This is a genomic window from Luteibacter yeojuensis (genome assembly GCF_000964085.1).
Taxonomy (GTDB): Bacteria; Pseudomonadota; Gammaproteobacteria; order Xanthomonadales; family Rhodanobacteraceae; genus Luteibacter; species Luteibacter yeojuensis_A.
In genome coordinates, this window is record NZ_JZRB01000004.1 from 15,251 (window position 1) to 27,479 (window position 12,229).

14 protein-coding genes and 1 tRNA gene are annotated in these 12,229 nt (G+C 69.3%); 5 read left to right on the top strand and 10 right to left on the bottom strand.

The genetic code is table 11. The features are described from left to right. Both VI08_RS02730 and VI08_RS02735 read left to right on the top strand, forming a co-directional pair. Positions 1-1,386: a dihydrolipoamide acetyltransferase family protein gene (locus tag VI08_RS02730; RefSeq protein WP_045828011.1), complete on the top strand. Its 1,386-nt coding sequence runs from the start codon at positions 1-3 to the stop codon at positions 1,384-1,386. A 104-nt stretch (positions 1,387-1,490) separates the two neighbouring features. After that, positions 1,491-1,955 (top strand): DUF1456 family protein, encoded by a 465-nt coding sequence (locus tag VI08_RS02735; protein ID WP_045828012.1) that lies wholly within the window; start codon positions 1,491-1,493, stop codon positions 1,953-1,955. A 137-nt stretch (positions 1,956-2,092) separates the two neighbouring features. Here the strand turns inward: VI08_RS02735 and VI08_RS02740 are convergent, their stop codons facing one another. The 4 genes from VI08_RS02740 to VI08_RS02755 all read right to left on the bottom strand — a co-directional run bounded on the left by VI08_RS02740 (position 2,093) and on the right by VI08_RS02755 (position 5,226). Further along, positions 2,093-2,419, bottom strand: coding sequence for a hypothetical protein (locus tag VI08_RS02740; RefSeq protein WP_045828013.1), 327 nt, complete (start codon positions 2,417-2,419; stop codon positions 2,093-2,095). A gap of 5 nt (positions 2,420-2,424) precedes the next feature. Then, positions 2,425-3,795 (bottom strand): tryptophan--tRNA ligase, encoded by a 1,371-nt coding sequence (locus VI08_RS02745; RefSeq protein WP_045828014.1) that lies wholly within the window; start codon positions 3,793-3,795, stop codon positions 2,425-2,427. Positions 3,796-3,904: 109 nt separating this feature from the next. Next, the gene (gene rocF / locus VI08_RS02750) at positions 3,905-4,825 is read right to left on the bottom strand and encodes an arginase (RefSeq protein WP_045828015.1); all 921 of its coding nucleotides are present in this window, start codon (positions 4,823-4,825) and stop codon (positions 3,905-3,907) included. Positions 4,826-4,833: 8 nt separating this feature from the next. Further along, positions 4,834-5,226 (bottom strand): rhodanese-like domain-containing protein, encoded by a 393-nt coding sequence (locus VI08_RS02755; RefSeq protein WP_052697638.1) that lies wholly within the window; start codon positions 5,224-5,226, stop codon positions 4,834-4,836. A 170-nt stretch (positions 5,227-5,396) separates the two neighbouring features. Here VI08_RS02755 and VI08_RS02760 point away from each other — a divergent pair, with 170 nt between their 5' ends. Next, positions 5,397-5,852, top strand: coding sequence for a hypothetical protein (locus tag VI08_RS02760; protein WP_045828016.1), 456 nt, complete (start codon positions 5,397-5,399; stop codon positions 5,850-5,852). Positions 5,853-5,959: 107 nt separating this feature from the next. Here the strand turns inward: VI08_RS02760 and VI08_RS02765 are convergent, their stop codons facing one another. From VI08_RS02765 to VI08_RS02785, 5 genes are all read right to left on the bottom strand, one after another. Next, on the bottom strand, positions 5,960-6,718 hold the full coding sequence (locus VI08_RS02765) for an alpha/beta hydrolase (RefSeq protein WP_052697639.1): 759 nt from the start codon (positions 6,716-6,718) through the stop codon (positions 5,960-5,962). A 49-nt stretch (positions 6,719-6,767) separates the two neighbouring features. Continuing rightward, positions 6,768-6,843 (bottom strand) — tRNA-Thr (locus tag VI08_RS02770). A 16-nt stretch (positions 6,844-6,859) separates the two neighbouring features. After that, complete coding sequence (locus VI08_RS21605; protein ID WP_045828017.1) at positions 6,860-7,705, bottom strand: SPOR domain-containing protein; 846 nt, start codon at positions 7,703-7,705, stop codon at positions 6,860-6,862. A gap of 64 nt (positions 7,706-7,769) precedes the next feature. Further along, positions 7,770-8,507 (bottom strand): type III pantothenate kinase, encoded by a 738-nt coding sequence (locus VI08_RS02780; RefSeq protein ID WP_045828018.1) that lies wholly within the window; start codon positions 8,505-8,507, stop codon positions 7,770-7,772. Next, entirely contained in the window at positions 8,504-9,484 is a 981-nt protein-coding gene (locus VI08_RS02785; RefSeq protein ID WP_045828019.1) for a biotin--[acetyl-CoA-carboxylase] ligase, read from the bottom strand. The genes VI08_RS02780 and VI08_RS02785 overlap by 4 nt, the downstream gene beginning before the upstream one ends. Before the next feature lie 180 nt (positions 9,485-9,664). Here VI08_RS02785 and VI08_RS02790 point away from each other — a divergent pair, with 180 nt between their 5' ends. Together VI08_RS02790 and VI08_RS02795 are read left to right on the top strand one after the other, a co-directional pair. Next, positions 9,665-10,024: a hypothetical protein gene (locus VI08_RS02790; protein WP_045828020.1), complete on the top strand. Its 360-nt coding sequence runs from the start codon at positions 9,665-9,667 to the stop codon at positions 10,022-10,024. Positions 10,025-10,047: 23 nt separating this feature from the next. Continuing rightward, positions 10,048-10,791 carry a zinc-dependent peptidase gene (locus tag VI08_RS02795; protein WP_157006265.1) on the top strand — a complete coding sequence of 248 codons (744 nt, stop codon included), beginning with the start codon at positions 10,048-10,050 and terminating at the stop codon, positions 10,789-10,791. 5 nt (positions 10,792-10,796) lie between these two features. Here VI08_RS02795 and VI08_RS02800 read toward each other — a convergent pair whose 3' ends face one another. Next, entirely contained in the window at positions 10,797-12,185 is a 1,389-nt protein-coding gene (locus tag VI08_RS02800; protein WP_045828022.1) for an ATP-binding protein, read from the bottom strand. Positions 12,186-12,229 lie beyond the last annotated feature (44 nt).

Here is a 12,229-nt window from a genome sequence, read left to right on the forward strand (position 1 = left end):
ATGGCCGACATCAAAACCTTTTTCCTGCCCGACCTCGGCGAAGGCCTGCCCGACGCGACCGTCGTCGAGTGGCACGTCAAGGAAGGCGACACCATCAAGCTCGACGCCCCGCTGGTGTCGATGGAAACCGCCAAGGCCGTCGTCGACGTGCCGTCGCCCTACTCGGGCACCGTAAAGAAGCTGCACGGCGCCGTGGGTGACATCATCGAAACCGGCGCATCGCTGGCCGATTTCGAGATCGACCCGAACGCGCGCCAGCGCGCCGAGGCCGAATCCACTGGCCACCACCATGGCCCGAAGAAGAGCGTCGGCTCGCCCGCGGCGGATGATTCGTCAAAGGTCGTTGCCTCCGACGACGGCGGCGAGATCGACCCGCCGAAGGCCGGCGCCGACCGCGAAGACGAAGGCACCGTCGTGGGCGCCATGGTGAGCGGCAATGCCGTGCATACCGAGCAGGTCTCCAGCGCCGGTGGCGTCAAGGCCGTGCCGGCCGTGCGCGCCGCCGCCAAGAAGCTGAAGGTGGACCTCACCCGCGTGCAGCCCACCGGCGCCGGTGGCGTCATCACCATGGCCGACGTGAAGAACGCCGCCGCCAACGGCACGGCTGCCGTGGGTTCCGCTCCGGCACGCCCGGCCGCCGCCCAACACCTCGCGCCGTCGCTGCCGGAACCGGGCCCCGCCCCGACCCGCACGCCGGTGTCGCTGGCCGGCAAGGCCGTGCGCACCGCGCCCCCGGGCAAGGAGGCGATGGGCCAGCCGGAGCAGCTCAAAGGCGTCCGCCGCAACATGGCGCGCGTCATGGCCGATGCCCACGCGCAGGTCGTCCCCACCACCCTCGTCGACGACGCCGACCTGCACGCCTGGATCGGCAAGCAGGACATCACCGCGCGCCTCATCCGCGCCATCGTCGTGGCCTGCAAGGCCGTGCCGGCGCTGAACGCGTGGTTCAACGGCAAAGACCTCACCCGCACGCTGCACCCGCACGTGGATATCGGCATCGCCGTCGATACCGACGACGGCCTGTTCGTGCCGGCCCTGCGCAACGCCGACGTGCTCGACGGTGCCGGCGTCCGCGCCGCCATCAAGCGCCTGCGAGCGTCGGTCGAGGACCGCAGCATCCCGGCATCGGAGCTCTCGGGCTACACCATCAGCCTGAGCAACTTCGGCATGTTCGCCGGCCGCTACGCCACCCCGGTGGTCGTGCCGCCGACGGTCGCCATCGTCGGTGCCGGCAAGCTCAGCCACGACGTGGTCGCTGTCATGGGTGGCATCGAAGTGCACCGCCGCATGCCGCTGTCGCTCACCTTCGACCACCGCGCCGCCACCGGCGGTGAAGCCGCGCGCTTCCTGAAGGCGATGCTCGACGACCTGGGCCTGCCGAATTAAGGCCTGAAACAATGTGGGAGCGCGCTTGCGCGCGATGGGCCCCGCGGCAAGCCCATCGCGCGCAAGCGCGCTCCCACAGTCGTTTTTGGGGGTATCCTTGCGCGATGCTCAACAACGACACCCTCCGCAGCATCCGCTACATGCTCGACCTCGGCGATGTCCACGTCGTCGATATCCTCGCGCTCACCGGCTTCAAGGCCACCCGTGAAGACGTGGAGGCCTGGCTCAGGAAAGACGAGGCCGAGCCCGGCTTCGCCGCCATGCCCGACGTGGCCATGGCCCACTTCCTCGACGGCCTCATCATCCACCGCCGCGGCCGCGACGAAAGCCAGACGCCCCGCCCCGTGGAGCCGCGCGTCAACAACAACACCGTGCTGAAGAAGCTGCGCGTCGCGTTCGAGCTGAAGGAAGACGACATCCTGGCCATCATGGAGGGCGCCGGGTTCCGCGTTTCCAAGGGCGAAGTGAACGCCCTCTTCCGCCAGCCCAAGCACAGCAACTTCCGCCTCTGCGGCGACCAGTTCCTGCGCAACTTCCTCAAGGGCCTGACCCTGCGCGTGCGCGGCTAAACGGCCGACGGGTAGGAGCCCACACCCGTGGGCGACCGCTCCTCGCGATGAGCCTAATGGCAAGCACCCATCGCGCACAGGGTGCGCTCCTACATGATGAGCCTTGTGGCAAGCACCCATCGCGCACGGGTGCGCTCCTACCGCGGGCGTCGGCGCCATGTGACGTGGCGGACTAGCAGCGCCACGGCCAGCACCGCCACGAACGCCCCGTAGCCATACAGCGCTGGCACCACCTGCTGCCAGATCGCCCCACTCTTCGGCCCGAATTCATCGGCAGCGGGCAGTTCCACCGCGTCGAAGACCATCAGCGCGGCCTGGATGGAAAGCACCACCGACGCGAGCAGCGCCAGCGCGTCGAACACCCGCCGCGCGGCGGTGCGCGGCAGCGTCTTCGGGTAATGCCAATAGGCCCAGCCAAGCACGATGAGCCACGGAGCGAGCAACATCAGCGCGAGGTAGCGCATGGGCGTTATTCCTGGGCGGCGGCGAGCGCGTCGAGGGCGGCGCGGAGGCGGAGCATGGCGGCGGCGCGTGCCACCTCGTCGGGATACGGCTGGCCCTGGCCGACGATGGCACCGTCGACGAGCAGCACGACGTGGTCGCCCTGCGATTCGATGGCGGCAGCCGCGCCGCCCACCACGGAGAGCGCCTGCCGCGCGACGCCGGCGGCCTTCGGGTCGGCGAACGGCACCGACAGCAGCAGCTCCTCGCCATCCGCACCAAACAGGCGGAAGCGGAAGCTGCCATCGGCCTCGCGGAAGCTGGCGAAGCGCGGCGGCTTCGCTTTCGACGCGGGCTTGGTGGTGGCCGGCTCGACGGCCTTGGCCACCGGGCGGAACGTGCGCAGGCCCACGGCATCGCGCAGCTGCTCCAGCAACGGCACGGCGATGGCGCGGGCCTTGGCGGCACCGGCCAGCAGGATGTCTTCCATGTCGTCGGGGCGCGCCATGAGCGAGTCGTAGCGCTCGCGCATGGGGGCCACGTCGGCTTCGATGCGCTCGAACAGCACCTGCTTGGCTTCACCCCAGCCGAGGCCGCCATGCAGCGCATCCGCGAACGCGGCGGACTCCGCCGGCGTGGCGAAGGCCTTGAAGATCGTGAACAGCGCGGAATCTTCGGTCTCTTTCGGCTCACCCGGTGCGCGCGAGTCGGTGACGATCTTCATGATCGATTCGCGCAGCGCCTTCGGGCCGCCGTCGAACAACGGGATGGTGTTGTCGTAGCTCTTCGACATCTTGCGGCCATCGAGGCCGGGCAGCGTGGCCACCTGCTCCTCGATCTGCACCTCGGGCAGCACGAAGTAGTCGCGCCCGTAGATGTGGTTGAAGCGCTGTGCGATATCGCGCGCCATCTCGATGTGCTGGATCTGGTCGCGGCCCACCGGCACCTTGTTGGCGTTGAAGGCCAGGATGTCAGCGGCCATGAGCACCGGGTACATGTAGAGGCCCGCGGTGACGCCCGCATCGGCGTCCTCCTGCTCGGCCACGTTCTTGTCCACCGCGGCCTTGTAGGCGTGGGCGCGGTTGAGCAGCCCCTTGGCGGTGACGCAGGTGAGCAGCCACATCAGCTCGGGCACTTCGGGGATATCCGACTGCCGGTAAATGGTGGCGGTGTCGGGGTCCAAGCCGCCGGCCAGCCAGGTGGCCGTGATCTTCATGCGCGAGGCCGCGACGCGCGCGGCGTCGTCCGCCTTGATCAACGCGTGGTAGTCGGCCATGAAATAGAAGGCATCGACGCCGGGATCCTTGCTGGCCACGATGGCCGGGCGGATCGCGCCAGCGTAATTGCCGAGGTGCGGCGTGCCGGTGGTAGTAATGCCGGTGAGGACACGGGTACGCATGGGGGCCTTGGGTTCAGCGGACGGAAACCGGCCGAGTGTAGCCCGCCCGCCCCCGCCCGGGCGACCCCCAGGCTACCGCGCCCCCCTGTGGGAGCGCGCTCGCGCGCGATTACCGCATCAGCGTCGACTTCCCAAACAGGGACTCGACCAACTCCACCGCCAACTTCGCCGTCTGGTTCCGCTTATCGAACGCCGGGTTCAGCTCGACGATATCGAGCGAGCCCACCCGCCCCGTGTCGGCGATCATCTCCATCACCAACTGGGCCTCGCGGTAGTTCGGGCCGCCGCGCACGGTGGTGCCCACGCCCGGGGCGATGCTGGGATCGAGGAAATCGACGTCGAAGCTCACGTGCAGGTGGGTGTCGTCATCCACCCCCGCCAGCGCCTCTTCCATCGCGGCCTTGATGCCGATCTCGTCGATGTAGCGCATGTCGTAGATATCGATGCCCACCTCGTGCACGAGGCGCTTCTCGCCCTCATCCACCGAGCGGATGCCGATCTGGCGGATGACATCGGGGCTGATGGCCGGCGTGGTGCCGCCGATGCCCGTGAGCTCCGCCGGGCCGTAGCCGCAAAGGCAGGCCACCGGCATGCCGTGGATGTTGCCCGAGGGGGTGATGTCGCTGGTGTTGAAGTCGGCGTGGGCATCCAGCCACAGCACACGCAGCTTCTTGCCCTTCTCGCGGCAGTGCCGCGCCACGGCCGAGATGGAGCCGATGGCCAGGCAGTGGTCGCCACCCAGCATGATCGGCAGGTGGCCGTTTTGCAGGGCGCTGTAGATGGCCTCGTGGGTAGCCGTGTTCCACGCCACGGCGGCCTCGAGGTGCCGGTAGCCGTTGGTGGGCGGCTGCCAGGGATTGAGCGGGCCGGTGACGTTGCCGTGGTCGACGACGAGCATGCCCCGCTTCGACAGGCGCTCGGCCAGGCGTGCGACGCGCAGGGCCTCCGGGCCCATGGAGCTGCCGCGGTGGCCGGCGCCGATATCGGTGGGGACGCCAACGAGGGCGACCGAACGGGTGGTGGGGCTCATGGTCAGGCTCAGTGGTTGGGGCGTTCTTGCACCAGCGGGCGGCCATCGGCGCGCCATGCGTCGGCACTGCCTTCCAGCAGGTGCACGTTGGTGTAGCCCAGGGATTGCAGGGTGTCGCGGGCACGCGCGGCGCGCTTGCCCGATTTGCAGTAGACGACCAGTTCCTGGTCGCGCCTGGCGCCGATGGCACCGCTCCGGGCACGCACTTCATCCACCGGCACGTTCAGCGCACCGGCCAGGTGGCCATCGCGGTATTCGGCGGGGGTGCGGACATCGAGCAGCACCGGGGCATCGTGCGCCGCCATGCGCGTGGCCATGGCATCACGGGACACGTCCTGCGCCCACGCCAGCAAGGGCATGCACGACAGGCCGACCAGCAAGGGCACGCGGAGGCGGATCATCCGTGCATTTTACACCGCCCCGTGTCACAGCCACGTTGCACTGCGGCAGGGGCTGCGTAGGCGGCGGCTGACGCGAACCGCCGCCCCGCGCTGACGCGCCATGCCGGTCTACGCCGCTTATGGGGCGCTGGCGTGCTCTGGCGGAATGGAGGCCTTCCAAGGAGGAACCCATGAGTACCCGAGTCGCCGATGCCGCCCGTTCCATCTATGTCGCCTTCGCCTACCCCTTCAAGCCCATGTCACTGCTGCTCGGCATCGAGATCGAATCGCACGCCGATATCGTGCGGCTCGTCCAGCGCGGCATGCCCGCACCCATGTACCGGCGCGTGGCCGAGCGCCTTTGCATCCCCGCCAACCTCATCGCGCCCTCGCGCACGCTCACGCGCCGCCTGGCCAAGGGCCACCTCAGCGATCTCGAAACCGAGCGTGTGCTGCGCATCGTGCGGGTGTTCGTGCAAGCCATGCGTGTGCATGGGCGCGAGACGAAAACCCTGCAGTGGTTCACCACGCCCGCGGCACTTCTCTCGGGCGAACCGGCCATCGCACCGATCATCCTGGCGGCGTCGGATTCGGGGGCGCAATTCCTGCTGGCCAAGCTGATGGGCATTGTTGACCCGATGCGCTGACGAACGCAGGCCGACACAAATTCGGCCTGCGCCTACTCGCCGAGCCGATTCGGGCGACCTATAGTTTCTATAGGTCGCTCTTTCCCCCGACGCTCTTAGGTCACCGTCTACTCACTAAGCGCCGAGCACATCTCGGCCGACGACAGGATCGTATTGTGGCCAGCGTCGACATGCACCCACTGCGTCGGCGGTTGCGGCAACGCGCGTACCAGCGCCTCGGTGCGCGCGGCGGAGATGACCTCGTCGTGGATCGCCTGCAGCACGACCACCGGCACGCCGCGTAGCGTTCGCGCGGCCGCTGCACTGTCGAACGTGTCGCGCATGACCAGGCTCACGGGCAGTCCGCCCATCTTGTCGTTAGCCACGCGTTTCATGGTGTCGTACGGCGTAACCAGCCACAGCTTGTCGGGCCGGCGCGCGGCCGCGACCTGCGTGGCCACGCCCGTACCGATGCTGATGCCAAGGATGCCGACGTGCGCGTGTGTCTTGCGCACCTGGTCGACTAGCGCGATGCCGTCGGCCACGAAGTCGCGTTCACGCGGCATGCCCATCTGGCCTTCATAGCCACGGTAGGGCATGAGATAGACCGCACGCTTTGAGCACGCGTCCAGGCGCGGCGCGTAGTGCGAGAGGCTCATGCCGTTGCCACCGAATACGACCAGCGCGTCGTCGGCATCGGGATGCAGAGTCCAGCCGCGCATGACACCGTCGGGGCGCTGCACTTCGAGATCACCGAGCGGGAGGGCCGCCTGGGCGCCCGGATACAGCAGCGTATCCTGCATCGAGTACAGCGACGCCGCCGCGACGGCGGCGGTCAGCACGACGAAGGCAACGAACAGTAGCGACCAGCGGACGAGGCGTGTCATGGCGCTCCAGGCTCAAAAAAAACCCGCATCACTGCGGGCTTTCGGAGTTTGGTGCCGGCACCCGGATTCGAACTGGGGACCTACCGCTTACAAGGCGGTTGCTCTACCAACTGAGCTATGCCGGCGAAGGCGGGGAGTTTATCAGAAGCAACCGGTGGAGCGCGCTGTCACGCCCGGCGTGCGGATGCCGCGGCGGACATCGTTGCTGGCGTCGTCGGGGACGACGACATCGAGCCACCACACGGGCGTGGTCTCGGTGCGCTCGCTCATGCGGGCAGGGAAGCCGGCGGCGATGACCTCGTCGCGGCGCTTGCGCGCGTTGGCCGGGTCGTGGAACAGGCCCAGGGCCACGGAATTCTGTAACTCGCCCTGCACCGTGACAACGAAGTAGTCCTTCACGCCCTTGGCTTCGAGCCGCTTGGCCTGGGCCAGGGCGAGCTCACGCGTGGGCTGCGCGGGAAGGAAAACGCGCCAGCCGTGGGATTCGGTGGTCTGTTCCTGGCGCTGGCGGCTGCGGACGGTGCGCGACGCGAGCGCGGTGCGCGTGCTGCGCAGGTCCACCTGCGTGGCGAACGGGCCGACGGCGAGGCAGCGGTAGCTGCGCTTGGGGCTGGTGGGCACGGTGGCAGGCGGCGCCGACGTGGCGGCGGCGACCTTGGGCGCTTCACGTTGCGGTTCGGGTTCGGGGGCTGGTGCCGGCACCGGCGCGCTCGCGGCAGCGACGGGTGCCGCGGCCACCGAGGCGGAACCTGCGTGGGCCACGGCCGTGCCTGGCGAGTTCACGGCAGGCATGGCACCGGCAGATGCCGCCACGCCCGGCGCACCCGCGGCAGAACCGCCCGCAGGCACCTCGGTGAGCAGCTTCAACTCCGGCACGCCCTTGTCCGACGGTTCCACCGCGTGCGAGCCGCTCTCACCCAGCAGCAGCCAGGCGGCCACGGCGATGTTGAGGGCGATCAGCAGTACGAACAGCAAACGCAGCAGCATGGTGGCCTTGGGTGTCGAGTGGGCCTGCGCGCGTTCCCCTGTAAGAACCGGCAGCGTCTGGATTCTAGGCGGTCCGGGCCCACACGGCGAGACCACGCAACACCGCATCGGGCACGATGCTGACCGTGTGCTCGAGCAGGGGAGCCAGCAGCTCGGCATCGCCGCCGCCCAGGGTCACCGTGGGGGCACCGCCCAGCTGCGGGGCGGCGCGCCGGACGAAGCGATCGACCAGCGCGGCGCTGGCCTGCCAGCACCCGGAAGCGAGCCCATCCGCCGTGTTGTCGGCCAGGTCGCGGACGGCCCCGGCGTGGTCGGGGCGCACCTGCACGGTGGCACCCAGCACCGACTGCTGCATCAGCAGTGGGCCCGGGGCGATCCAGCCACCCAGGTGCCGGCCTTCGGCATCCAGGGCATCCAGGGTCAGCGCCGTGCCCACACTGGCGAGGACGCACGGCGCGCGGCCGGCATCCCACGCGGCGACCATGGCAAGGAAGCGATCGACACCCAGCCGGTGCGGCTCGGCGTACGCGTTGGTGACGCCGCAAGCCGATGCCGGTGTGCGTACCCACGCGGGCTCGCACCCGAAGGCGCTGCCGGCGGCGACGGCGACGGCGGTTTCGCGTGCCGGGTCGACAACGGAGGCACCGATGACCCGCGCGGGCTTCGGCCACGCCGCCCACAGCGTGGCCAGCTCGTGCGCGATATCGGCTTCCCAGCCAAACGCGCCGCGCAGCGTGAACTCGCCGCCATCGAACAAGGCGAATTTAAGCCGGGTGTTGCCCAGGTCGAGCAGCAGGATCATGCGCCGCTCCGGCGCACGGAGACTTCGGCGCTGTCGACGGTCACCAGGGTGCCATCGCCGCGGCGCACGCGCAGGGCGCCGCGCTCGTCGACGCCCTCGCCCGTGGCGACGTACTCACCGCGCGGGTCGATGATGCGCAGGGACTGGCCCTGCAGCAAGTCGTTGGCGGCGTACTCCCTGGCGAACGCGGCAAAGCCGTACCGCTCGAAGCTGCGCAGGCCCTCGGCCAGCGAACACACTACGGCGGCGGCGACACGGTTGCGGTCCGGCGGCTGGCCACCCGTGAGCGCGGCGAGATCGGTGATGGCCTGCCCCGCGCGCTCGTGCAGGCTATCGGGCAGGCGGATGTTCAAGCCCACGCCGATGATGGCCGCGCAGGGGCCGGAGTATTCGCCCGAGAGTTCGACGAGGATGCCGGCGAGCTTCGCGTTGCCGGCCAGCACGTCGTTGGGCCACTTGAGGCCGGCGGTGCGGATGCCGACCTCGTCGAGCGCACGCAGGATCATGACGCCCACGGCCAGCGACAAGCCCGACAACGATGCGAAGCCCCCGTCGAAGCGCTTCAGCACCGAGAGGTAGAGGTTCATGCCCGGCGGCGAGAGCCAGGTGCGCCCGCGGCGGCCACGCCCCGCCGACTGCGCCTCGGCCAGGCAGAACGACAGGTCGTCGAGCACCGGGTTGCGCCGCGCCAGTTCGCTGGACGTGGAATCGATCTCCCAGTGCACCTCCACCATGCCGATGTGCGGCTGCACCGCGACAGGGCAGGCTGCGCGGATGGCGGGGCCATCGAGCAGCTGGGTGGCCCAGGGCAGGCGGTAGCCACCGCCGACCTTGGCCTCCACGGGCACGCCCTTGAGGCGCAGGGCCTCGATCTGTTTCCAGACCGCGGCACGGGTGACGCCCGCCTGGCGGGCCAGGGACGCGCCGGACACGGCGTCGCCGCCGGCAAGGGCTTCGAGGAGGTCGCGTGCAAGCATGGATATGTGCCGTCGGGCCGTCAGGCCGGGGGATGGGGAAACGGAGACATCCGCCGATTCTAGGGCAGCCGGGCGGTTTTCGCCCGCCTCCGTGGCCGACGAACCGCACTGGCGCCTCCGTCAATTTTCTGCGACGATCGGTCGTCCCCCCGTTTGTCCGGGGGCCTTTGGGGTTTACCGATGAACGCCAGACCCTACATCTTCGGATGTCTGTGCCTCGTCGGTGCCACCGGCACCGCCGCCGCTTCCGACATCGACCCGATCTCCGGCCTGTTTTCCGCGGGCGGGAACATGTCGTCGTCGTTCGATAGCTCGGCCGGCCGCAGCCAGGGCGGTACCTCGCACGATTCAAGCGCCACCGGCAGCGATGTCATGTCCACGCGCCCGGGCGGCTCGTCCGGCCGCGCCAGCAATGGCGGCGGCTCGCCGGCCACCTCGTCGGCGTCGGGCGATGTCGACGACAGCACCCGCGAGGGCCCGGCCCCCGTCCGCGCGCCCGTCCCCAGCTGGCAGTCGCTGCTCCCGGGGTCCATGCTCTGATCCTACGCGCGTGGCAGTCGTTCCTGTCGCGTTTCCGTGCGCCTGTCCCGCCGGTCGATGATGCCCTTTGGCGGCAGGCTGTGGCCCGCGTGCCGCTGGCGCGCGCCCTGGATGCGCCGCGCCTGCACTACCTGCGCCAGCTCAGCGCCCTCTTCCTGCACACCAAGCGCTTCCACGCGCTGGGCGGTGCCGAGCTCGATGCGTTCTGGATGCTGGTGATCGCCATGCAGGCCAGCCTGCCCGCCCTGCCCCGTGGGCCGAAGGCGTTCAAGGGCTGGACCAACGTGCTGGTCTATCCCGGCGAGTTCAACGTGAAGCGCAGCCACCACGACGCACGCGATGGCGTGGTCACCGAGCGCGACGATACGCTGATCGGCGAAGCCTGGGATCGCGGCCCGATGGTGCTCTCGCTCTCTGACGTGAAGCTTGACGTGGAAGGGCCGTGGGATGGCTTCAACGTGGTGGTGCACGAGATGGCGCATAAGCTCGACATGCTGGCCGCGCCGGCGAACGGCGTGCCGCCGCTGCTGCCCGGCATGAACCGGCGCGAGTGGATCGCGACGATGCAAGGGGCGTTCGATGCACTGGTGAAGCAAGTCGAGCGCGGCCGCCACACGGCGATCGACCCCTACGCCGCCGAAGCGCCGGAAGAGTTCTTCGCCGTCACCAGCGAGCTGCATTTTTCGCAGCCCGCGCTGCTTCGCGAGGCCGCGCCGAAGGTGGCGAAGCTGCTTGCCTCGTTCTATGGGCCCTCGCCCGCGGGCTAGCCCGGTCAGGCCGGCGGGATGCTCACGCTGAAACGTGCGCCGCCCAGTTCCTCGGAATGGTCGACGTGCAGCGTGCCCTGGTAGGCCTTGATGATGTCCTGCACGATCGACAGGCCGATGCCGTGGCCTTGCACGCGCTCGTCGCCGCGCACGCCGCGCTGCAGGATCTTCTCGATCTTCTCGTCCGGGATGCCGGGGCCATCGTCTTCCACGATGAGCTCCAGGCCGCGGCGCCCGCTGCGGCCCTGCGGCGCCGTGCGCACGGTGAGCAGCACCCGGTGCTTCGCCCACTTGAACGCGTTCTCGACGAGGTTGCCCATCAACTCGAGCAGGTCGCCCTGCTCGCCCGGGAACGCGACGCCATCTTCCAGTTCGAACTCGCACAGCACGTTCTTGGCGGCGTAGACCTTCTCGAGACTCTGCACCAGGTCTTCCGCGTGGCCGGCGATGGGCTCTTCCGAGGCGATGGTGCGGCGGCCCGACGTGGCGGCGCGCGACAGCTGGTACGCCACGATCTCGTCCATCTTGCGCACCTGGTCGAGGATATCGCCGCGCAGCGTATGCGCATCGCCATCGGTTTCCAGCTGCGAGCGCACCACCGCGAGCGGTGTCTTCAGGCTGTGGGCCAGGTCGGCCAGGGTATCGCGGTAGCGCGAGCGCTGTTCGCGCTCGCTATCGATGAAGGCGTTGAGGCGGCGGGTGAGCACCGTCAGCTCCATCGGGTAGGGGCCATCGAGGTGGTCGCGCGTACCACGTTCGATATGGGCCAGGTCGCTGGAAACGCGGCGCAGCGGCAGCAGGCTCCAGCGCAGCAGGAACAGCTGCAGCAGCATCAGCATCATGCCGAGCATGGCCAGCCACAGGAACTGCGTGCGGCGGTAGGTGGCCACCTGGCGCTCGAACTGGTCCTCGGTCTGCGCCACCGCGAAGGTCAGCGGCACGCTGCGCTTGTCGGTGGTATCGAGCGTGACGCCCCAGCTGAAGACGTAGAGCTTGCCGCTGCGCGTCTCCACCGGCTCGAACGCCGTCTCGCCCGGCGAGAGCATGCGCACGAAATCAAAGTTGCGATCGAGCGCCGACGACGACTCCCAGCGGAACCCGTCGTTGCCGATGATGATGGCGTACAGCCCCGAGCCCCAGCGGGAGAAATCGGGGTTGGGCGCGCTATCGGGCACGGTGACCTTGCCGCCGCGCGTGATGTCGGTGCCGGCGATGTACGCGAGCGTGTAGTTGTGCAGCCGGTCGTGCATGGCCGACAGCTCGGACGCGTAGTTCGCCTTGTTCTGCGCAAGGCCGGTCAGGCCAAGGAACGCCGCCAGCGCGAAGCCGGTGGCCAGCGCCGCGCGCGCGGCCAGCGACAGGGGGCGGCGCTTGGTGGGTGGAGCGGTTTCCATGCCTGGCGGTGCCTTGGCCGCGGCCTGGCGTCATGCCAGGCCGC

Bases quoted from the DNA above. Each gene is read 5' to 3' on its own strand.
- VI08_RS21605 (WP_045828017.1), bottom strand. From the start codon at position 7,705: ATGCTGCTGCGTTTGCTGTTCGTACTGCTGATCGCCCTCAACATCGCC.
- VI08_RS02765 (WP_052697639.1), bottom strand. From the start codon at position 6,718: ATGACACGCCTCGTCCGCTGGTCGCTACTGTTCGTTGCCTTCGTCGTG.
- VI08_RS02785 (WP_045828019.1), bottom strand. From the start codon at position 9,484: ATGCTTGCACGCGACCTCCTCGAAGCCCTTGCCGGCGGCGACGCCGTG.
- VI08_RS02780 (WP_045828018.1), bottom strand. From the start codon at position 8,507: ATGATCCTGCTGCTCGACCTGGGCAACACCCGGCTTAAATTCGCCTTG.
- VI08_RS02740 (WP_045828013.1), bottom strand. From the start codon at position 2,419: ATGCGCTACCTCGCGCTGATGTTGCTCGCTCCGTGGCTCATCGTGCTT.
- VI08_RS02760 (WP_045828016.1), top strand. From the start codon at position 5,397: ATGAGTACCCGAGTCGCCGATGCCGCCCGTTCCATCTATGTCGCCTTC.
- VI08_RS02735 (WP_045828012.1), top strand. From the start codon at position 1,491: ATGCTCAACAACGACACCCTCCGCAGCATCCGCTACATGCTCGACCTC.
- rocF (WP_045828015.1), bottom strand. From the start codon at position 4,825: ATGAGCCCCACCACCCGTTCGGTCGCCCTCGTTGGCGTCCCCACCGAT.
- VI08_RS02730 (WP_045828011.1), top strand. From the start codon at position 1: ATGGCCGACATCAAAACCTTTTTCCTGCCCGACCTCGGCGAAGGCCTG.
- VI08_RS02790 (WP_045828020.1), top strand. From the start codon at position 9,665: ATGAACGCCAGACCCTACATCTTCGGATGTCTGTGCCTCGTCGGTGCC.
- VI08_RS02800 (WP_045828022.1), bottom strand. From the start codon at position 12,185: ATGGAAACCGCTCCACCCACCAAGCGCCGCCCCCTGTCGCTGGCCGCG.
- VI08_RS02755 (WP_052697638.1), bottom strand. From the start codon at position 5,226: ATGATCCGCCTCCGCGTGCCCTTGCTGGTCGGCCTGTCGTGCATGCCC.
- VI08_RS02745 (WP_045828014.1), bottom strand. From the start codon at position 3,795: ATGCGTACCCGTGTCCTCACCGGCATTACTACCACCGGCACGCCGCAC.